A 19,824-nucleotide genomic window follows, 5' to 3' on the forward strand; every position below is an offset into this window, starting at 1 on the left:
CGATGCTGATCCCTCATCCCCTTCTTGGCCTGCGCGATGCGTCCGAGTTCACCTATTTGGGTGATGCCAGCCTGCTGGACCGTCCCGATGGCATGGCCCCGGACGCGGCGGCGCAGTTTCACGACTATGTCTACCTGCGCGACAACCCGGCTGGCGTGCACCGCGAGCTATGGTTCCACGAACAGGGCGACCGGTCGTGGCTGGTCGTGACCCGGGACACCACCACCCATGAAATCCTGGGGGCCGAGCTGGCCCGAGATGTCGCCATCGCCCGCAAAGGAGAGGCACAATGACCCGGCTGTCCGGCGGGCTGATTGATCGCTCGCAAACCGTGAATTTCACCTTTGATGGCAAAGGATATACCGGCCATCCGGGGGACTCGCTGGCCTCGGCCCTGCTGGCCAACGGGGTGCGCCTGATGGGGCGCAGCTTCAAATATCACCGCCCGCGTGGTGTGTTCGCCGCTGGCTCGGAAGAGCCCAACGCCATGGTCGAGCTGCGCACCGGCGCGCGGCGCGAACCCAACACCCGCGCCACCATGATCGAGCTGTTTGACGGGCTGGAGGCCAACAGCCAGAACCGTCTGGGCCCGCTGAACCGCGACCTGCTGGCGGTGAACGATCTGTTCGCGCCGTTCTTTGCGGCCGGGTTTTACTATAAGACGTTTATGTGGCCCAAAGCGTTCTGGGAAAAGCTGTACGAGCCGCTGATCCGCAATGCCGCTGGTCTGGGTCGCTTGTCGATGGAACCTGATCCCGACAGCTATGATCGGGGGTTCCTGCACTGTGATCTGTTGATTGTCGGTGGCGGGGCTGCTGGTTTGGCGGCGGCGCTGACGGCTGGGCGCACCGGGGCGCAAGTCATTCTGGCAGATGAAGATTTTCGCTTTGGCGGGCGGCTGTTGTCGGAAACCCATCCGCTGAACGATGCCCCCGCAACCGATTGGGTCGCGCAGGTGGAAGCCGAGCTGGCCAGCCTGCCAAATGTCCGCCTCCTGCGCCGCACCACGGTGTTCGGGGCGTTTGATCACGGGGTTTATGGCGCGGTCGAGCGGGTCTCGGACCACGTGGCTGATCCCATGGGGCAGGTGCGCCAAACCCTGTGGCGCATCACTGCCAAACGCACCGTTCTGGCCGCCGGCGCGACCGAGCGGCACATTCCTTTCGCCAATAACGACCTTCCCGGCATCATGCTGGCGGGGGCCGTGCGCAGCTTTGCCAATCGCCAGGCCGCTCTGGGTGCGGACGGGGTGGTGGTGTTCACCAATAACGACGATGGCCACCGCACCGCGCTGGATCTGATCGCCAAGGGCGCCCGGATCGAGGCGGTCGTGGATGCCCGCGCCGACGCCGAGGCCTTGGGCGATTACCCGCTGGAGACCGGCGCGCTGATCACCGACACCAAGGGGCGCTTGGGCCTGACTCGCGTGCAAATCACCAAGGATGGCAGTACGCGCTGGATCAACGCGGGCACTTTGGCCGTGTCGGGCGGGTGGAACCCAAATGTGGCCTTGGCCTCGCATCATCGCGGCCGACCGGTATGGAACGACGATCTACAAGCCTTCCTGCCCAGCCCCGGCGCCATTCCAGGCCTGCATATTGCTGGCGCGGCCGCAGGGCAGGGCACGACCGGCGCCGCCTTGCGCTCGGGTGCAGAGGTCGCGCAAGCGGCCCTGGCCGCGTTGGACATCACCGCGAAACCCCTCGATGTGCCGACCGCCGAGGACACCGCAACGCCCCCCGCGCCGATCTGGCATGTGCCGGGCAAGAAACGCGCTTGGGTCGATTTCCAGAACGACGTCACCGTCAAAGACATAACGCTGGCCCATCAGGAAAACATGCGCCCGGTCGAGCATCTGAAACGCTGGACAACGTTGGGCATGGCCACGGATCAGGGGAAAACCGCCAATGTGACGGCGCTGGCCGTGATGGCCGAACTGACGGGCAAAACTATCCCGGAAACCGGCACCACGATCTTTCGCCCGCCCTATACTGGCGTGTCGCTGTCGGTGCTGGGTGGGGGCGACACCGGTGCCAATTTCCGCCCCCGCCGTCTGACGCCCACGCATCAGTGGGCCAAGGATCAAGGCGCGGAGTTCACCGAGGTCGGCCAATGGATGCGGGCGCAATATTTTCCGCAGCCGGGAGAAACCCACTGGCGTCAATCCGTTGATCGCGAGGTGCTGGCGACCCGCTCAGGCGTTGGCCTGTGCGACGTGACCACGCTGGGCAAGGTGGACGTGCAGGGCGCGGATGCGGCTGAGTTCATCAATCGCCTCTATTGCAACGGCTTCAAAACGCTGAAGGTTGGCATGGTCCGCTATGGCTTGATGCTGCGCGAGGACGGGTTTGCCATGGATGATGGCACCTGCGCGCGGCTGGCCGAGCATCATTATGTGGTCACCACCACCACCGCGCAGGCCGGGCCGGTGTATCGCCATATGGAGTTCGCACGCCAATGCCTGTGGCCCGAGCTGGACGTACAACTGATCTCGACCACTGATGCCTGGGCGCAGATTTCGGTGGCCGGGCCGAATGCGCGCAGATTGCTGCAACGGATCGTGGATGATCGCAATATCTCGAACGAGGCCTTCCCCTTCATGGCCTGCGCCGAGCTGACGGTCTGCAAAGGGCTGCGCGCGCGGCTGTTCCGGATCTCGTTCTCGGGCGAGCTGGCCTATGAAATTGCTGTGCCCGCGCGCTATGGCGGCGCACTGATGGCGCGGATGCTCGAGGTCGGCGCCGATCTGGGCGCGACCCCGTATGGCACCGAAGCCCTGAGCGTTTTGCGGATCGAAAAGGGCCACGCCGCGGGCAACGAGCTGAACGGCCAGACCACCGCTCAGATGCTGGGCATGGGGCGGATGGTGTCCTCGAAAAAAGACAGTATCGGGGCCGTCCTGTCGCGCCGGACAGGGATGCAGCAGGACGAGCGCGTGCTGGTTGGTCTGCAAGCGCTGAATGCAGACGATCTGGTAATAGCTGGCGCGCATCTGTTCACCGAAGGGGACGACCAGAAAACCGAAACCGATCAGGGGTGGATCACCTCCGCCTGCCATTCGCCACATGTCGGCGCTGGCATCGGGCTGGGCTATCTGGAACGCGGAGACGCGCGCCAGGGCGAGGTCATAGTCGCCGCCAACCCCTTGGAAAACATAACGTTCCGCGTGCGGGTTGTCTCGCCGCATTTCGTGGACCCGGACGGAGGGCGCCTGCGTGACTGACCTGACCCCGATCACGGCCCTGGGCCAAGCCGCGCCAGAAATCGCCCGCTTCGGCGATCTGGAGCTGCGCGAAAACACCGGCCTTGGATTGGCTTCGTTGGCCATGCGGCGCGGCGCCAGCCAGCCCGCGCCCTTTGGCCTGACCTTGCCCCAACCTGGCGGCTGCATCAGTAGCGAAACCGCAATGGCGGTCTGGATCGGCCCGCAGCAATGGATGCTGGCCTTCGAAGGCCGGGCTGAGGCGGACATCGTTCCCGAAGTGCAGAGCCAGGCGCCGGATTGCTCGGTCACCGAACAGACGGATGGCTGGGTGGCGTTTGATATCTCGGGGCCGGATCTGACGGCATTGCTGGAACGACTGGTCAATGTCGATCTGAGCGCATTTGGCCCGGGCTCGGCCACCCGCACGGTGATCGACCATATGGGCGTCTATTTGATCCATGGCGCCCCTGGCCAAGCTAGGATAATGGGGATGCGATCCTCGGCGCACAGCCTCTGGCATGCGCTGAGCACGGCCGCGGCCCGACTGACGAAGGAGACACAGAAATGACCGCAACCATCATAGACGGCAAGGCGTTTGCGGCGGATGTTCGGGGGCGTGTGGCGCAGCATGTGGCGCGCTTGAAAGAAGAGCAGGGGCTCACGCCCGGGCTGGCGGTTGTGCTGGTCGGCGAGGACCCGGCGAGCCAGGTTTACGTGCGCTCCAAGGGCAAGATGACCGTCGAGGTCGGCATGAATTCGTATGAACACAAGCTGCCCGCCGACACGCCCGAGGCGGATCTTTTGGCGCTGATTAACCAATTGAATACCGATCCTGCGGTACATGGGATTCTGGTGCAGCTGCCCCTGCCGGATCATCTGAACGAGGATCTGGTGATCAACGCGATCGATCCGGCCAAGGATGTGGACGGGTTTCATATCTCGAATGTCGGGCTTTTGGGTACCGGCCAGAAATCCATGGTGCCCTGCACGCCGCTGGGCTGTCTGATGATGCTGCGCGACCATCACGGCAGCCTGTCGGGGATGAACGCCGTGGTGATCGGGCGCAGCAATATCGTGGGCAAGCCCATGGCGCAGCTGCTGCTGGGCGACAGCTGCACGGTGACGATCGCGCATAGCCGCACGCAGGATCTGCCGGGCGTGGTGCGCGGGGCGGATATCGTGGTGGCGGCCGTGGGCCGGCCCCAAATGGTGCCGGGCGACTGGATCAAACCGGGCGCCACGGTTATCGACGTGGGCATCAACCGCATCGACGCACCCGAGCGCGGCGCGGGCAAAACCCGCCTTGTGGGCGATGTCGAGTTCGACAGCTGCGCAGCCGTGGCCGGAGCCATCACCCCGGTGCCCGGCGGCGTCGGCCCGATGACCATCGCCTGCCTGCTGGCCAACACCCTCACCGCCTGCTGCCGCGCAAACGACCTCTCTGAACCAGAAGGGCTGACCGCCTGAGATACCCCGAAAACCGAAATTCACTTGACACCGGACCTCAGAGCCGGGACCCAACCTTGCAACCTGATGGGAGCGACACATGAGCACTTATACCCTGACCGTCACCTGCCTGTCCCAACGTGGGATCGTGGCCGCGATTGCCAATTATATGGCCGACAATGGCTGTAATATCACGGACAGTTCGCAATATGACGACCCTGAAACCGGCATGTTTTTCATGCGCGTCAGCTTTGCCTCGGAAAAGGGCGCGGGGCTGGACGAGCTGCAAACCGGTTTTGCCGAAACCGCGGCTGAAATGGACATGACCTACAGCTTCCATGACGACAGCGAAAAGATGAAAGTCGTGATCATGGTCAGCCGTTTTGGCCACTGCCTGAACGACCTTCTGTACCGTGTCCGCATCGGCGCATTGCCGGTGGATATCGTCGCTGTGATCAGCAATCACATGGATTATCAAAAGGTTGTCGTGAACTCGGACATCCCGTTCCACTGCATCAAGGTGACCAAGGAAAACAAACCCCAGGCCGAAGCCGCGATCATGCAAGTGGTCGAGGATACCGAGGCCGACCTGATCGTTCTGGCGCGCTATATGCAAATTCTCAGCGATGAGATGTGCCAGAAAATGAGCGGCAAGATCATCAATATCCACCACTCGTTCCTGCCCAGTTTCAAAGGGGCAAACCCCTACAAACAGGCCTACGAGCGTGGGGTAAAGCTGATCGGGGCGACCTCGCACTATGTGACGGCCGATCTGGATGAAGGTCCGATCATCGAGCAGGACATCGTGCGCATCACCCACGCCCAATCGTCCAGCGATTATGTCTCTTTGGGTCGGGATGTCGAAAGCCAGGTGCTGGCCCGCGCCATTCATGCCCATGCCAATCACCGCGTGTTCCTGAATGGCAATAAAACCGTGGTCTTCCCGGCCTCGCCCGGCAGCTATTCGTCCGAACGGATGGGCTGAGCCACATTCCAAACGGGGCATCTGGAAACCCCCGGCGGTTTCGCGTTATTCTCTGGCCGGGCGCGCTGTGCGCCCGTGTCAGAGAATGCCTTACCCGTGACAGTTTCCAGCCGCCGACCCGCTCATCAAACGCCTGATGCTCCTGCCGTTGGGGCGACGGTGCAATATGTCATCGACACGCTCAGCAGCCGGATCGTGGCGCAGGAATATGGGTTGGATGAACGCCTGCCATCCGAGCGGCAATTGGCGCAGGACCTTGGGGTTGCGCGCAACACGGTGCGCGAGGCGTTGGACCAGTTGGAAGATCGCGACATGATCCGGCGTCGGGCGGGCTCGGGCTCGTTTGTGACCTATGATCCCAGCGGCGCCACGTCCTCGGCCGCGCCAGTGGCGGCGGATACGGGGCCGCTGCAATTGCAGGTTGTTCGCGGTATTCTGGAACCCGAGATGGTTCGTCTGGCCATTATCTCGATGCCGCCCCGCCAGATCGAGGCTTTGGGCGAAACCCTGTCCAAGATGGAGGCCGTGCAGGCCGATATTTCCGCCTTTGTCCGGCTCGAGGAAGATTTCCACCGTCAACTGGCCGAGGGCACCGGTAACCCCTTGCTGATCGCCTGTTATAATCTGGTGATCGATGCGCGCCGTCAGGCCTTTCGCGCGGCCATGTATCGCCGCCACCTGACACCCACGCGTATTGCCGCCTATCAACGCAGCTATAACGCCTTGTTCAACGCCATCGCCGCGCGCGATATCGAAGAGGCGACCGAATTCATGAAGCTGTCTCTGGTCGAGGACCAGAAGCTGTTGCTGCAAGAGGATTAGGCGCCAACCGCTGGTGCCACATCTGACCCAGGGCCTCCATCTGCGTTTTGAGCAGGTCTTCATGGCGTGCCAGCCAGTCGATGACCGAGCCGAACTCGACAATCCGCGCGCGCCCGTCGCGGATGGTGACAACGGGCCAATCGCCAACCAGCGCGTTGTCGATCCCGAACACCTCTTTGCCCCACCATTGCGCCATGCCAAAAGCATGCGGCATCTGCTGTGCCCGCTTCATCGCGGCCAAAACCGAAATGGGCTCGACCGTTTCAGCCGTTTCGACTGCGTTGTGCCACAGGTCCAAAATCGAGGCATATTCCCAGCTGACGGCGGTCCACAGCCCCGGAAACCGGTCATTATAGGTGTCGAAAAAGGCCTTGGGGCGGCGAAAGAAGAACGCTGTGTCCGCCAGTTCGGGATCGTCGAAATCGGGAAACTGGAAGGTATAGCGCGACATGAATACGGCTGACGTGCGCGCAATCATGCTTTGGTAATTATCGGCGGTACAGGCCAGAATCTGGCCGGTGAACCCCTGTTGATAGGCGGCCTCGGTCAGCGCCTGCATCATCGGCGGCGCAGAAGAACACCAGCACAGAACATCCGGGTCCTCGGCCAACAGTGCTGCGACGATCCCCTCAGCGTCGGTGTTATCGGGGGCATAGCGCAGCTCTTTGACCACGCTCCGCCCGGCCGCCTGAAACGCCGCGCGATAGACCGCCAACGAGGGCAGGCCCAGGCTGTCGCTTTGGCTGCACATGGCGATCTTGCGGGCCTGGGGCTGGGTGCGCGCCAGATACTCCACCCCGGTGACGTTGAACAGCGGATGCACCTCGGCAGGCGCGATCAGATAGGGCGTGTCCGGGGACAGGTCCGAGGGCAAGAGCGTCGCCACCAGCGCGCGCCGCTGCATCAAAAAGGGCAGGGCGGGCGCGAAACTGTCCCCGCCCAGCGTCAGGATCAGCCGGACCTGACGGTGATCTACCATGTCGCGCGCGGCCTCCAGGGTGGCCTGCGAATCCAGCGCGCTGTCATGGGCCACGATCTCGACCTTATGACGGCGCCCGGCCACCATCAGGCCCCCGCGACCGTTCAGCCAATCGGCCCAGATTCGGCAGCCTTCCAAGCCCGGTCGGCCCCAATCTGCCTCGGGTCCTGTAAGGGGCGTCAGAAAGCCAATTCGGATTGGTGCCTGATTCTGAACCCGTATCCGGGGCATTGAACCAGTTACCGCCAGGCGCTGTGCAAAGGAACTGTTGCTCATATTTTCATCTATATCGCCTTATTTGCAGGGATGGCAGGGTCAAAAATTAGGAAATATTTATTCCTGACAAGAAAAACCGTTGACCGAAGCGGTTTTGATTCCCCGTTATTGGTCCATGAAAAGGAACCAGTTTGTATAATTGGTCCATACCGATAACTAGGAGAACTGAAGATGGTGAAACGCGTTGCGGTCATTGGTGCTGGCCCCTCTGGTCTGGCCCAATTGCGAGCCTTTCAATCCGCCGCCCAGAAGGGTGCGGACATCCCCGAAGTCGTCTGTTTCGAAAAGCAATCCGATTGGGGCGGGCTGTGGAATTACACCTGGCGCACGGGTGTTGATGAAAACGGCGAGCCCGTGCATTGCTCGATGTATCGCTATCTGTGGACCAATGGCCCCAAGGAAGGTCTGGAATTCGCCGACTATTCCTTCGAAGAGCATTTCGGCAAACAGATCGCCTCGTATCCGCCGCGCGCCGTGATGGTTGACTATATCGAAGGCCGCGTGAACAAAGCCGGTGTGCGCGATTGGATTCGGTTCTCCTCGGTGATCCGCTGGGTTGAATATGATCAGGCCGCGGGCGATTTCACCGTTACCGTCCACGACATGGTCAAGGACGAGGTCTACAAAGAACGCTTTGACCACGTGATCTGCGCCTCGGGCCATTTCTCGTCGCCCAACGTTCCCGAATACCCCGGTTTCGAGCAGTTCAACGGCCGGATCGTCCACGCCCACGATTTCCGCGATGCGCGCGAGTTCGAGGGCAAAGACGTGCTGCTGGTGGGCTCGTCCTACTCGGCCGAAGATATCGGTTCGCAATGCTGGAAATACGGCGCCAAGACCGTGACGACCTCGTATCGCTCGGCGCCCATGGGCTTTAAGTGGCCGGACAATTGGGAAGAAAAACCCGCGCTGGAAAAACTGGACGGAAAGACCGCCTTTTTCGCGGATGGCACCACCAAGGACATCGACGCGGTGATCCTGTGCACGGGCTACAAGCACTATTTCCCGTTCCTGCCCGACGATCTGCGCCTGAAAACCGCCAACCGACTGGCCACGGCGGACCTGTATAAAGGCGTGGTCTATGTCCACAATCCCAAGATGTTCTATCTGGGCATGCAGGACCAGTGGTTCACCTTCAACATGTTCGACGCCCAGGCCTGGTATGTCCGCGACATCATCATGGGCAAGATCGAGGTGCCCGCCGACAAGCAGGCTTTGATGGCCGATGTGTCCGAGCGTGAAACCCGCGAAGAGGCCAGCGATGACGTCAAATACGCCATCAAGTATCAGGGCGCGTATGTCAAAGAGCTGATCGCAGACACCGATTATCCCAGTTTTGACGTGGATGGGGCCTGCGAGGCGTTCTTTGAATGGAAGGCGCACAAGGCCCAGGACATCATGGCCTTCCGCAACCACAGCTACAAATCCGTCATCACCGGGACCATGGCGCCCGTGCACCATACCCCGTGGAAGGATGCGCTGGACAACTCGCTCGAAGCTTACCTGCAGAACTGATCATCCCCGACTTGGGGGGCGGTGCGCCGTCCCCCGGTTTTTCTGCTTTTCAAGGACTGACGATGCCTCTGGAATCCTCACTTGCCCTGTTTCGCCCCGGTGCGCCCAGCCCGACCCGGTCCCGCCGGGCGGCGGCCTATGCTCTGGCGCGCAATCAAGAGCGCTATTGCGTGCCCGGTGCGGGGCTGATCGTGGTGCAGATCGCGCCGGGTGACCGGATCGAGCTGATCAACGACGAAGGCGGCCAGCGATGCGAGCTGTTGGCTACGCATCCGGATGGGCGCGTGGATTGCGGGCTGCTGGGCTGGCAGGCAGATTGCGCCGCCGACGGGTTGCGCGCCACGCTTACCGCTAAGGTGCAGCGCTCGTTGGCGACCCACGGGATCACTTTGGACGGCGCACGGGCCATTGGCCTGTTCGGGCCCTCCAGCCGTGCGGGCGAGGCGGTGTTCTTTACCGCCCAAGGCGCAGGCTGGGCCGTGATCTCGGCCCCCGGTGCGCCGATGGATTTCGAACGGCAAGACACCGCGACCCCGCTGAGCGTGCTGATCACCCGCGAAACCCCGCGCGAGGTGGGGCAGTACGCCTTGCCCGACCCGCTGGCCGATCCGGTGTTGGATCTGCGGGTGAAATCGGCCACGGCGCAGGCCTATCGCGTCAAGGCGGGCGACTATATCCAGGTGCTGGACGTGGATGGCCGCCAATGCACCGATTTTCAATGTTTCGACGCGCGCAAGCTGGACAAGGGCATCTCCCATCCGCTGGACGTGACCACCACGCGGACCATCCAGGGTCACGCCTATCCGATGCCGGGTCTGCACGCGAAATACTTCGATCAGGACTTCACCCCGCTGGTCGAGGTCATTCAGGACACTTGCGGGCGTCACGATGCCTTTGCCATGGCCTGCGCGGCGAAATACTACGACGATCTGGGCTATCCCGGTCATGCCAATTGCAGCGACAACTTCAACATAGCGCTGGCCCAGCATGGCGTGCCTGCGCGTGCCGGTTGGATGGCCGCGAACTTCTTTTTCAACACCGGGATCGACGAGCACGGCGTGATGTATGCCGACGAGCCATGGTCCCGCCCCGGCGATTATGTGCTGCTGCGCGCGATGACCGATCTGGTCTGCGTCAGCTCGGCCTGTCCCGATGACACCTCGGCTGCCAATGGCTGGCACCTTTCCGACATTCACGTGCGCACCTATGACGGCGCCGAGCGGTTCCAACGCGCGGCGGCCTGGCGTGCCACCCCAGACGCAGAGCCCGTAATGACCCGTCAAAGCGCCTTTCATACCAAATTCGCCGAACTGACCCGCGATTTCGTGGAGTATAAAGGCTTCTGGCTGCCTAATTCCTTTCCTGAATGCGACCCGGTCGAAAGTTACTGGGCCTGCCGTCAGGACGTGATCGCCTGCGATCTGTCCGCCCTGCGCAAATTCGAGGTCACCGGCCCCGATGCCGAGGCCCTGATGAACTGGGTGCTGACGCGCAACGTCTCGACGCTGGGGCATGGGCAGGTGGTTTATTCGGCCATGTGCTATCCGCATGGGGGCATGATTGATGATGGCACGCTGTTCCGTCTGGGCGATCAGAATTTCCGTTGGATCGGGGGCAGCGATGAAGGCGGCGCCTGGATGCGCGAAGAGGCCGAGCGTTTAGGCCTGAATGTGATGATCCGCTCGTCCACGGATCAGATGCACAACCTAGCCGTTCAGGGCCCCAAATCGCGCGAGCTGGTTGATCAGATCATCTGGACCCCGCCGCATCAGCCCGCCGTGGCCGATCTGGGTTGGTTCCGTTTCACCGTGGGCCGTCTGGGCGGACCCGAAGGCGCGCCGGTGGTGCTGTCGCGCACGGGCTACACCGGTGAGCTGGGATACGAGATTTTCTGCCACCCCAAGGATGGCGCGGCCGTGTTCGACGCCGTGTTCGCCGCCGGGGAACCGATGGGGATCAAGCCCATGGGGCTGGCGGGGCTGGACCTGGTGCGGATCGAGGCCGGGCTGATCTTTGCTGGCTATGATTTCAGCGATCAGACCGACCCATGGGAAGCCGGGATCGGTTTCACCGTCCCGCTGAAATCCAAAACGGCCGATTTCGTCGGGCGCGAGGCGCTGCAACGGCGCAAGGACACGCCCGCGCGCAAATTCGTGGGGCTAGAGATCGAGGGCCAGACGGTCCCCGTTCATGGCGATTGTCTGCGGATCGGACGCGCGCAGGTGGGCGAGGTGTGCTCGGCCATGCGCTCGCCCGGATTGAACAAGGTGATCGCTTTGGCGCGGGTCGACGTGGCCCATGCTCAGGTGGGAACGGCCCTGGAGGTGGGCCAGCTGGACGGACATCTGAAACGCTTGTCCGCCCGGATTTCACCCTTCCCTCATTACGACCCGAAAAAGGAACGTCCGCGGTCCTGATGGACCGCGACGGGAGGCAACAACAAAAGGCGGGAAACGCCAAATTTTAACCCAACAAGGAGTCAAGACGTGGAACAGGAGCTTGCAAACCTGGCGGCGACAGTCGCTGAACTCAAGGCAAAGGCGGCCGGCACCGGCACGACCTTTTCCGAAACTTTCTATTACTTAACCATCCCCCTCATGGTGCTGATCCATGCGGGATTCCTGGCCTATGAAATGGGGGCTTCGCGATCGAAAAACGCGCTGGCCTCGGGGATCAAGAACATCCTGGCCTTCGCCATGATCATCCCGTTTTTCTACTATGTCGGCTGGTGGATCTACTGGGCCTTCCCCACGGGCCTGAGCCTGTCCGAGGGCGCCATGGGCATTTCCGGTCTGGCCTATGCCAATGACGTCGCCCTGCCCAGCAGCCAGTATATGGGTCCCAACCTGGATGACCGCGCCTCGGGCGTGTTCTGGGGCGCGTTCGTGCTGTTCGCGGCCACCACCGCATCCATCATGTCGGGCGGTGTGATCGAACGGATCAAGCTGACCGGCTTTATCGTGCTGGCCGTCATTCTGGGCGCTTTCGTCTGGATCCTGGCAGGCGCCTGGGGCTGGCATGCCGATGGCTGGCTGGTCACCAAGTTCGGCTATCATGACTTCGGCGCAGCTGGTGTTGTGCACATGATCGCGGGTTTCTTCACCTTGGGTGTTCTGATCAACCTGGGGCCGAGGGTCGGCAAGTTCAACGCCGATGGCAGCGCCAACCAGATCGCGGGCCACTCGATGCCGATGACCCTGATTGGCCTGATGCTGATCATCGCCGGGTTCTGGGGCTTCCTGATGGGCTGCGTCATCGTTCCGGGCGAAGCCTGGAGCTGGTCGGCCACCGCCGAGGCCACCATCTATGGCACGCCAATGACCATCTCGGGCATGACCTTCAATACCCTGATGGGCTTTGCCGGTGGCATCATTGGTGCCTGGATGGTGACCCGCGATCCGTTCTGGATGATGTCGGGCGCGCTGGGCGGGATCATTTCCTGCGCCGCCGGTCTGGACCTGTGGTACCCGCCCATGGCCTTTGCCATCGGTTTCCTGGGCGCTGTGATGATGCCCTTCGTCGCCTCGCTGGTTGAAAAAGCCGGGATCGACGACGCGGTTGGCGCCTTTGCAGTGCACGGTTTCCTAGGCATGTGGGGCCTGATCGCTGTGGGCATCGCCGCCCAGGGCTATCCCGCACTGTTTGGCGAAGACGTTGTGACGATTTCGTTCGTCGGCCAGCTGGTTGGCGCCATCGTGATGGGCTTGCTGGGCTTTGTTCCCGGCTACCTGGTGTCGCTGCTGTTGAAAGTCACCGGCCAGCTGCGTGTCCCTGCCGAGGCCGAAATCCTGGGTCTGGACAAGGCCAAAGTGCCTGCCTCGGCCTATCCCGAAGCCCTGCATCCCAGCGTTTCGCCCGCTGAGTAACTTACTGAAAAAGAAAGGAATATCCAATGGAAGCCCCTTTTGAAGCAACAACCTGGGACGGGATCACAGGCGCGGTTTACACCGGCTATGGCAGCGCGGAATGGCTGTGGATCCTCGTGTCGCTGGCCCTGGTAATCGCGGCCGTCGTCGGCGGGTGGAAACACGAAAAACACGCCTACGACGCTGTGTCCAAAGACAGCTAAGCCAACCGGCGCGGGCGGCCTGTATCGCCCGCGCTCCCAAGACATCCAAAGAAACGCGAAGGAAACGCAATGACCGCATCATGGAGATTTTCGGCACTGGCCGACCGGCACCGGGCCATGGGCTCGGATCTTGAGGACTGGAGCGGCATGGGCACCGCGTGGTCCTACGACAAGGACCAGACCGAGGAATACCTGGCCATCCGCACCAAGGCCGGCATCATGGACGTGTCGGGCCTGAAAAAGGTCCACATCATTGGCCCGCATGCCAGCCACGTCATCGACCGCGCCACCACGCGCAACATCGAAAAGCTGAAACCCGGCCGGTCCACCTATGCCTGCATGCTGAACGACGCGGGCAAGTTCGTGGATGACTGCGTGATCTATCGCATGGGGCCGCACAGCTTTATGGTCGTGCATGGCTCGGGCGCGGGGCATGAACAGCTGACCATGGCCGCGACCGGGCGCAATGTCACCATCCTGTTTGACGATGATCTGCATGATATCTCGTTGCAGGGTCCGCTGGCCGTGGATTATCTGGAAAAGCACGTGCCGGGCATCCGCGACGTGGTCTATTTCAGCCACATCCAGACCACGCTGTTTGGCAAGCCGGTGATGATCTCGCGCACCGGGTATACCGGCGAGCGTGGGTATGAAATTTTCTGCCGCCGTCAGGACGTTGTTGAAATCTGGGATCAGATCGTGGCCGAGGGCGCCGAGATGGGCATCCTGCCCACCCGCTTTACCACGCTGGACCTGCTGCGCGCCGAAAGCTATCTGCTGTTCTTCCCCTATGACAACTCGGAAATGTACCCGTTCGAGGACGAAGCCTGCGGCGACACGCTGTGGGAACTGGGTCTGGATTTCACCGTGTCCCCCGGCAAAACCGGGTTCCGCGGCGCCGAGGAACATTACCGTCTGAAGGGCAAGGAACGCTTCAAGATCTACGGCGTCAAACTAGAGGGCACGGACCCCGCTGCCGAGGGCGCGCCGCTGTTGAAAGACGGCGTTCAGGTCGGTGTCGTGACCGTGGGCATGTATTCTCCGCTGAACGAGCACAACGTCGGGATCGCCCGCATGCCGGTGGATTGCGCCGTCGAAGGCACCGCCCTGACCGTCCAGAATCCGGACGGCGAGATCGCGGCCATTGCCCATCCCATGCCGTTCTACGACGTGGACAAGCTGCGCCGCACGGCCAAGGGTTGACCCCTTACCTTGGCCAAACCCGGGCGAGGCAGGTGCTTGCCTCGCCCTCCAATTCAACCCCGCCGACAGGGAAAGACAGGGACGCGATATGCCAAGAACCGAATTCTCACCCTCGATCCTCAGCCGCCCGGTCTATACCGAGCTGCAATCTCATGGGGCCACGCCCGCGATCATGCTGGCCCAGGGCCCTGGGGCCGAGGCCTTGATTGACCTTGCGGGGCGCGATGCCTCGGTCATGGACAAGGCGCATGTGATTTACGTGCCTGCGGGCTGCGATCACGGGGCCGCGCTGCAGGATTTGCAGCCCCGGTTTTTCCATCAGGCCCCCACGCTGGACGCCGCGCAGGAACGCCTGACCAAGGCGCTAAGTGACGCACAAATGGGCACGCAGCTGTACCTGGCGGGCACCGAAGGCATGATCGGGCGGGCCAGCGCGCTTGCGGCCTCGTTGGGGTTTCCGACCGGGGCCATTCAGGCCGAGCATCACGGCTCGATCGCGCGTCCCATGCAATGCGTGCATTGCAAAGGCATCACCGAAAACGTCACCACGGATCCTTTCATCTGTTCTCATTGCGGGCTGACCCTGTTCGTACGCGATCATTTTTCCCGCCGTTTGGGCGTGTTTCAGGGCGTCTGCGTGGATGCTGAAACCCCCGGCGTCATCCCCGCAACAGAGGAGATTCAACCATGATCAGCCAAATGCTGCGCGTTGCCGCCGTTGACCAGCTGACCCCGCTTGTCACCCGGTTCCGGTTCGAAGACCCCGAGGGCAAGCCCCTGCCGCTGTTTTCTGGCGGTGCCCATGTGGTGGTGGAGATGCCCGATGGCGAAACCCTGCGCCGCAACGCTTATTCCCTGATCTCGGACCCGCTGGACGGGTCGGGATATGAAATCGCCGTTCGGCGCGAGGATGGCGGGCGCGGCGGGTCAAAATTCATGCACACGCAGGTGGCTGCGGGTGATGTGATGCGCGTTTCTACTCCGCTGAACCTGTTCGCGCTGGACCTGCGGGCGCGCAAACATGTGCTGATCGCGGGCGGGATCGGCATCACGCCCTTTGTCGCGCAGCTGAAACAAATTCTGCGCCTGCAAATCCCGTTCGAGCTGCACTATGCCGCGCGCTCGCGTGCCGAGGCGGCCGGCCTGTCGATGTTGCCCGATCTGCCGCAGATCAACGTCCATATCTCGGACGAGGGCAACCGGATGGACCTGGGCGCGATCCTGTCTGGGCAACCCGTCGGCACCCATGTCTACACCTGCGGCCCCGAAGGTCTGATCGCCGCCGTGGATGAAACCGCCGCGCGGCTGAACTGGCCGGGGGACATGTTGCATGCCGAGGCGTTTCTGGCCCCGCCACCCGGTCAGCCCTTTGACGTGACCCTCGCCAGCACCGGCCAGACCATCACCGTGGGCGCGCATGAAAGCCTGCTAGAGGCCCTGGAACGCGCCGAGATTGACATTGACTGGTCCTGTCGCGGGGGTGCCTGCGGGCGCTGCGAAACCGGGGTGAAATCCTGCCACGGACGTATCGAACACCACGATCACTGGCTGGAAGACTCCGAAAAATCAGCCCAACAGAAAATCATGCCCTGCGTGTCCCGCTTTGTCGGGCAAGAGCTGATCCTTGAGAAATAAGAGGCCCAGATGACCCTGCAATTCAACGACGAAACCTTTCGCGACGACTACACCTATCACAACACGCCCGCCGCCGTGGCGCGGTTTCCGTTCCCGTTTGATCGCGACGATTATATGTACTCGGTCAACATGGAGCCCCATGCAGGTGGCCCCGGCGGCACCCCGTTTGACGTGCGCTTTGACGTGGATGAACACTATGTCAGCGAAATGCGCGATCGCGAGATCACCCTGACCGAGGACCCGCTTCGGTGTCAGTCGCTGCCGCATATGGATCTGGCGGGCTGGGACCTGTTGGAGCTGATCATGACCTGCAAGGCCGAGGATTATCCCGACCTGTTCGAGCTGCACAAAGACGGTAATCGCTGGCACTGGATCAACAAACCCTTGGGCATTGATCAGCGGTTCACCTTTCTGGATCCGACCACGCTGCCGTGCGGCCCGATGGAATATATCACGCGTCAGGCTCAGGGCGATTTCGCGGTGCTGGATCAACGCGATGGCAACCTGTGGCTGGATGCGGGGATGGTGACCAGCCAGGCGGACTGGAGCCTGGATTTCGACATCGGCATGAACTTCTTTGAATGGCACGCGCCGGTGCCCAAGGCGCATGAAATGGGCGTGTTCCAACGTGCGCTGAAGTTCCTGCTGGCCATGCAGCAGGGCAACCCGATGCGCCGCCTGAACTGGACCATGACGGTGAACCCGCGCCTGGATACCAGCCCGGAAAACTATCACAAATGGGGGCCCGAGAAACGGACGGTGACGCCGGAAAACGTGGGCCAGAAACAGTATCTGCGGGTCGAGCTGCAAACCTTCTGGCGCTTGCCGCGCTCGAACGGGTTGGCCTTTCCGATCCGCTGTTATCTGATCTCGCTCGAGGATCTGGTTAGCGTGCCCAAATGGGCGCGCCGGTTCCACCGGGTGATCCGCGATCTGCCGGACGAACTGGCCGAGTACAAGGGCTTTGCCGTCAACCGCCCCATGATCCTTGACTATCTGTCCGGCTTTGATGACGGGGTCGAAACGTCCAAGGGCATCTATCCCGACGCGAACGGAAAGTAACCAACAGTCCGGTGGCGTCAGGCCTTGCGTGCCCAGGCGCCCTCGGGCACCTCGTCCAGCGCGGTGCGCCACGCGTCCGTCGGGGCGACGGGTTTCGCGGCCATGTCCAGCGCGGCCTGGGCAAAGCGCTCCATATGGGCGCGCCGGTCCGAGTCATCGGTGCGCGGAACGCCATGGGCGATATAGGGTTGGTCCACCGCAAAGCCCATATATTCCAGCGTCAGCCGCTGCATAGGCATCAACAGCGGGCCGATGGGGCCATAGACGCCTTGGGGCGAGAACCGTTCGGGCGTTCCGCCGGTTGTGACGCTCAGCATGGCGCGGCGCCCCTGAAACAGCCCGGTGTCAAAACGCCGTCCATCCACATAAGCAAAGCCATAGGCCAAAACCCGGTCCGCCCAGCCTTTCAACAGGGCAGGGGGACCGCCCCACCACATGGGAAATTGCAGGATGATGTTGTCGGCGGCGGCCACGCGGGCCTGTTCGCGGGCAATATCGGGGGCGAAGCCGTGGGTGCGGGCGGCGTTGGCTTGCTCGGCCTGAATGTGAAACTCGTCCGCGCCCTCGATCGGGGTCATGTCCTGCGGGCCCAGATCCGCGCGAAATCCCTCGCTTGCCAGATCCGAGATCGTCACCTCATGCCCCGCCGCGCGCAGGGCATCCGCAGCGGCCCCGGCCATCGCGTGGTTGAACGAGGCCTTATCCGGATGGGCCAAGACGATCAGCACATTGCGTTTATCGGTCATCAGTCGGTCCTCAGAAAACAGAGCGCGGAATGAACAGCGTCAGCTGCGGGATCAGCGCGATCAGGGCCAACACGCCCAGGCAGATCGCCACCAGCGGCAGCGCCTCGCGGATCACGCGGGTGACTGGCTCGCCGGATATGGCCGAGGCGATGAACAGCAGTATCCCCACGGGCGGTGTGGCCATGCCGATCACCACGTTCAGCACCACCACCGTGCCGAAATGCACCGGGTCCATCCCGATCAACGCCTGCATTTTCAACAGGATTGGCATGGTCAGGATCAGGATCGAGATCGGCTCCAGGAACATGCCCAGTATCAGCAGAAAGATGTTCAACAACAACAGGATCAGCAGAGGTTCGTCGGTGATTGCCAGCATCAGCTCGGCGATGCGGGTGGGGACCTGTTCCAGCGTGAAAACAAAGCTGACGATGCTGGCCATCGAGGTGATGAACAGGATCGAGGCCGACACCAGCGCGGTGGCAATCAGCGCTTTCCAAACGCGCTCGGCCGTGAGATCGCGGTAGATAAAGCCGATCAGCAGCGCATAGGCCACGGCCACGGCGGCGGCCTCGGTCGGGGTGAAGATCCCGGCCTTGATTCCAACCAGGATGATCAGCGGCAGAATCAGCGCGGGCAGGGTGCGCCGAGTGGCGGCCAGACGCTCGCGACCGGTCATTTTCGGCGTCACTGGAAAGCCTTCGCGCTTGGCGCGCCAGGTGCCATAGGTCAGCAAGCCGGTTGCGATGGCGATGCCGGGAACGACCCCCGCCAGGAATAGCTGCCCGATCGAGGCCCCGGACAGCACGCCATAGATGATCATTGTGATCGAGGGCGGAATGATCGGCCCCATGACCGAGCTGACCGCGATCAGCGCCGCCGCATAGGCCGGGGGCATCCCCTGGCGCGACATGGTGGGGATCAGGATGGTGCCAAGCGCCGAGGCCTCGGCGGTGGCACTGCCGGAAATGCCCGCAAAGAACCCCGATGACAGGATCGAGACCGAGGACATGCCGCCTCGGCGATGGCCAACCATGGCGCGGGCGAAATTCACGATCCGGTCGGTCACACCGCCTACATTCATCAGCGCGCCGGCCAACAGGAACAACGGGATCGTCAACAGCACGAACTGGTCAATCCCCGCGATCATCCGTTGCGGCAGCATCGGCGCCATCATCGCATTGTCAGACAGGTACAGATAGGCCGTGCCGCCCAGACCCAGCGCCAAGGCAATCGGGATACCACTGGCCAGCAGCAGCGCGAATAAGGTGAAAAAGCTTCCCATCAGGCGTCGGGCCCTTCGTCGTTTTGGAACAGGCGGAACGGGGCCACGTCGCCCTGACCCAGGAATTGGGGGCGGAACCGCAGGACCACGTCAGCCACCACATGCACCGCCATCAGCAACAAACCCACGGTAACGGCATAGTAGACATACTTGATCGACAGGCCCAAAGGCTGGCCGAACAGGGATTCCCAGATGAAATCAACGGCGGGGATGGTCTGGCGATCAAAGCGCGCGGCATAGTCGGCCCCCAGCATCGCCATCAGCCACAGAAATACCAGGATCGGAACGGCCATCACCGCGCGCAAAACCCATTCGCCGCGGGCGTTCAACATGTCGGGCACGAAGTCCAGCGACACGAAGTCGCCACGGCTGTAGGCCACGCCCAGAACCAGAAAAGTCTGCCATATCAACAGGTAACGGCACAGCTCTTCGGCCCAGATCAGACTGTCACCCAGCACGTAGCGGGCAAAGACCTGCACCACCATGATGACGGTGATCAGCGCCATGCTCAGCCCCGCCCCGATGCGGATCACCGCCAGATAGGCCCGGGCAAAAGGGGTCAGGAATGTGGATAGGGTGGACATGCGCGCTCCTATGGA

The 19,824-nt window shown here is 62.3% G+C and carries 18 protein-coding genes; 14 read left to right on the plus strand and 4 right to left on the minus strand.

What is annotated here, in order from left to right; genetic code table 11:
• Window positions 1–2: 2 nt before the first annotated feature.
• The 6 genes from ACXADQ_RS11590 (at window position 3) to ACXADQ_RS11615 (ending at window position 6,458) form a co-directional block, all read left to right on the plus strand.
• A complete protein-coding gene (locus tag ACXADQ_RS11590) occupies window positions 3–293 on the plus strand; it encodes a sarcosine oxidase subunit delta (protein WP_475320440.1) in 291 nt (96 codons plus the stop codon).
• Window positions 290–3,223, plus strand: a complete 2,934-nt coding sequence (locus ACXADQ_RS11595; RefSeq protein ID WP_475320441.1) for a sarcosine oxidase subunit alpha family protein — start codon at window positions 290–292, stop codon at window positions 3,221–3,223. The genes ACXADQ_RS11590 and ACXADQ_RS11595 overlap by 4 nt, the downstream gene beginning before the upstream one ends.
• Window positions 3,216–3,773, plus strand: coding sequence for a sarcosine oxidase subunit gamma (locus ACXADQ_RS11600; protein ID WP_475320442.1), 558 nt, complete (start codon window positions 3,216–3,218; stop codon window positions 3,771–3,773). The genes ACXADQ_RS11595 and ACXADQ_RS11600 overlap by 8 nt, the downstream gene beginning before the upstream one ends.
• Window positions 3,770–4,672: a bifunctional methylenetetrahydrofolate dehydrogenase/methenyltetrahydrofolate cyclohydrolase FolD gene (folD, locus tag ACXADQ_RS11605; RefSeq protein WP_475320443.1), complete on the plus strand. Its 903-nt coding sequence runs from the start codon at window positions 3,770–3,772 to the stop codon at window positions 4,670–4,672. The genes ACXADQ_RS11600 and folD overlap by 4 nt, the downstream gene beginning before the upstream one ends.
• A gap of 79 nt (window positions 4,673–4,751) precedes the next feature.
• The gene (gene purU, locus ACXADQ_RS11610; RefSeq protein ID WP_475320444.1) at window positions 4,752–5,636 is read left to right on the plus strand and encodes a formyltetrahydrofolate deformylase; all 885 of its coding nucleotides are present in this window, start codon (window positions 4,752–4,754) and stop codon (window positions 5,634–5,636) included.
• A 159-nt stretch (window positions 5,637–5,795) separates the two neighbouring features.
• A complete protein-coding gene (locus ACXADQ_RS11615) occupies window positions 5,796–6,458 on the plus strand; it encodes a FadR/GntR family transcriptional regulator (protein WP_475320445.1) in 663 nt (220 codons plus the stop codon).
• Here ACXADQ_RS11615 and ACXADQ_RS11620 read toward each other — a convergent pair.
• Window positions 6,406–7,713, minus strand: coding sequence for an ABC transporter substrate-binding protein (locus ACXADQ_RS11620; protein WP_475320446.1), 1,308 nt, complete (start codon window positions 7,711–7,713; stop codon window positions 6,406–6,408). The genes ACXADQ_RS11615 and ACXADQ_RS11620 overlap by 53 nt on opposite strands.
• Window positions 7,714–7,884: 171 nt before the next feature.
• On the opposite strand from ACXADQ_RS11620, the gene ACXADQ_RS11625 reads away from it, so the two are divergent.
• The 8 genes from ACXADQ_RS11625 to ACXADQ_RS11660 all read left to right on the plus strand — a co-directional run bounded on the left by ACXADQ_RS11625 (window position 7,885) and on the right by ACXADQ_RS11660 (window position 17,197).
• Window positions 7,885–9,228 (plus strand): NAD(P)-binding domain-containing protein, encoded by a 1,344-nt coding sequence (locus tag ACXADQ_RS11625; protein WP_475320447.1) that lies wholly within the window; start codon window positions 7,885–7,887, stop codon window positions 9,226–9,228.
• A gap of 62 nt (window positions 9,229–9,290) precedes the next feature.
• Complete coding sequence (locus tag ACXADQ_RS11630) at window positions 9,291–11,645, plus strand: DUF1989 domain-containing protein (protein ID WP_475320448.1); 2,355 nt, start codon at window positions 9,291–9,293, stop codon at window positions 11,643–11,645.
• Window positions 11,646–11,714: 69 nt separating this feature from the next.
• The gene (locus ACXADQ_RS11635) at window positions 11,715–13,094 is read left to right on the plus strand and encodes an ammonium transporter (protein WP_475320449.1); all 1,380 of its coding nucleotides are present in this window, start codon (window positions 11,715–11,717) and stop codon (window positions 13,092–13,094) included.
• A gap of 26 nt (window positions 13,095–13,120) precedes the next feature.
• A complete protein-coding gene (locus tag ACXADQ_RS11640) occupies window positions 13,121–13,297 on the plus strand; it encodes a hypothetical protein (RefSeq protein ID WP_475320450.1) in 177 nt (58 codons plus the stop codon).
• Window positions 13,298–13,366: 69 nt separating this feature from the next.
• On the plus strand, window positions 13,367–14,500 hold the full coding sequence (locus tag ACXADQ_RS11645) for an aminomethyl transferase family protein (RefSeq protein ID WP_475320451.1): 1,134 nt from the start codon (window positions 13,367–13,369) through the stop codon (window positions 14,498–14,500).
• Window positions 14,501–14,588: 88 nt separating this feature from the next.
• The gene (locus tag ACXADQ_RS11650; protein ID WP_475320452.1) at window positions 14,589–15,191 is read left to right on the plus strand and encodes a dimethylamine monooxygenase subunit DmmA family protein; all 603 of its coding nucleotides are present in this window, start codon (window positions 14,589–14,591) and stop codon (window positions 15,189–15,191) included.
• Window positions 15,188–16,135 carry a PDR/VanB family oxidoreductase gene (locus ACXADQ_RS11655; RefSeq protein WP_475320453.1) on the plus strand — a complete coding sequence of 316 codons (948 nt, stop codon included), beginning with the start codon at window positions 15,188–15,190 and terminating at the stop codon, window positions 16,133–16,135. Before ACXADQ_RS11650 ends, ACXADQ_RS11655 begins: the two co-directional genes overlap by 4 nt.
• Window positions 16,136–16,144: 9 nt before the next feature.
• Window positions 16,145–17,197 carry a heme-dependent oxidative N-demethylase family protein gene (locus ACXADQ_RS11660; RefSeq protein ID WP_475320454.1) on the plus strand — a complete coding sequence of 351 codons (1,053 nt, stop codon included), beginning with the start codon at window positions 16,145–16,147 and terminating at the stop codon, window positions 17,195–17,197.
• Window positions 17,198–17,214: 17 nt separating this feature from the next.
• Here ACXADQ_RS11660 and ACXADQ_RS11665 read toward each other — a convergent pair whose 3' ends face one another.
• Genes ACXADQ_RS11665 through ACXADQ_RS11675 form a run of 3 tightly spaced genes read right to left on the minus strand, consistent with a single transcriptional unit; the run spans window position 17,215 to window position 19,809 of the window.
• Window positions 17,215–17,943: an NAD(P)H-dependent oxidoreductase gene (locus ACXADQ_RS11665; RefSeq protein ID WP_475320455.1), complete on the minus strand. Its 729-nt coding sequence runs from the start codon at window positions 17,941–17,943 to the stop codon at window positions 17,215–17,217.
• Window positions 17,944–17,953: 10 nt separating this feature from the next.
• Window positions 17,954–19,225: a TRAP transporter large permease gene (locus ACXADQ_RS11670; protein ID WP_475320456.1), complete on the minus strand. Its 1,272-nt coding sequence runs from the start codon at window positions 19,223–19,225 to the stop codon at window positions 17,954–17,956.
• Window positions 19,225–19,809 carry a TRAP transporter small permease gene (locus ACXADQ_RS11675; protein ID WP_475320457.1) on the minus strand — a complete coding sequence of 195 codons (585 nt, stop codon included), beginning with the start codon at window positions 19,807–19,809 and terminating at the stop codon, window positions 19,225–19,227. The genes ACXADQ_RS11670 and ACXADQ_RS11675 overlap by 1 nt, the downstream gene beginning before the upstream one ends.
• Between the last annotated feature and the right edge of the window lie 15 nt (window positions 19,810–19,824).

The organism is Thalassovita sp. ABM4_323 (genome assembly GCF_056158665.1).

What these genes read in the sequence shown, in the direction of transcription:
- ACXADQ_RS11595 (WP_475320441.1), top strand. Translation starts at nt 290, where the DNA reads ATGACCCGGCTGTCCGGCGGGCTGATTGATCGCTCGCAAACCGTGAAT.
- ACXADQ_RS11620 (WP_475320446.1), bottom strand. Translation starts at nt 7,713, where the DNA reads ATGAGCAACAGTTCCTTTGCACAGCGCCTGGCGGTAACTGGTTCAATG.
- ACXADQ_RS11590 (WP_475320440.1), top strand. Translation starts at nt 3, where the DNA reads ATGCTGATCCCTCATCCCCTTCTTGGCCTGCGCGATGCGTCCGAGTTC.
- ACXADQ_RS11665 (WP_475320455.1), bottom strand. Translation starts at nt 17,943, where the DNA reads ATGACCGATAAACGCAATGTGCTGATCGTCTTGGCCCATCCGGATAAG.
- ACXADQ_RS11650 (WP_475320452.1), top strand. Translation starts at nt 14,589, where the DNA reads ATGCCAAGAACCGAATTCTCACCCTCGATCCTCAGCCGCCCGGTCTAT.
- purU (WP_475320444.1), top strand. Translation starts at nt 4,752, where the DNA reads ATGAGCACTTATACCCTGACCGTCACCTGCCTGTCCCAACGTGGGATC.
- ACXADQ_RS11675 (WP_475320457.1), bottom strand. Translation starts at nt 19,809, where the DNA reads ATGTCCACCCTATCCACATTCCTGACCCCTTTTGCCCGGGCCTATCTG.
- ACXADQ_RS11655 (WP_475320453.1), top strand. Translation starts at nt 15,188, where the DNA reads ATGATCAGCCAAATGCTGCGCGTTGCCGCCGTTGACCAGCTGACCCCG.
- ACXADQ_RS11645 (WP_475320451.1), top strand. Translation starts at nt 13,367, where the DNA reads ATGACCGCATCATGGAGATTTTCGGCACTGGCCGACCGGCACCGGGCC.
- folD (WP_475320443.1), top strand. Translation starts at nt 3,770, where the DNA reads ATGACCGCAACCATCATAGACGGCAAGGCGTTTGCGGCGGATGTTCGG.
- ACXADQ_RS11660 (WP_475320454.1), top strand. Translation starts at nt 16,145, where the DNA reads ATGACCCTGCAATTCAACGACGAAACCTTTCGCGACGACTACACCTAT.
- ACXADQ_RS11630 (WP_475320448.1), top strand. Translation starts at nt 9,291, where the DNA reads ATGCCTCTGGAATCCTCACTTGCCCTGTTTCGCCCCGGTGCGCCCAGC.
- ACXADQ_RS11670 (WP_475320456.1), bottom strand. Translation starts at nt 19,225, where the DNA reads ATGGGAAGCTTTTTCACCTTATTCGCGCTGCTGCTGGCCAGTGGTATC.
- ACXADQ_RS11625 (WP_475320447.1), top strand. Translation starts at nt 7,885, where the DNA reads ATGGTGAAACGCGTTGCGGTCATTGGTGCTGGCCCCTCTGGTCTGGCC.
- ACXADQ_RS11640 (WP_475320450.1), top strand. Translation starts at nt 13,121, where the DNA reads ATGGAAGCCCCTTTTGAAGCAACAACCTGGGACGGGATCACAGGCGCG.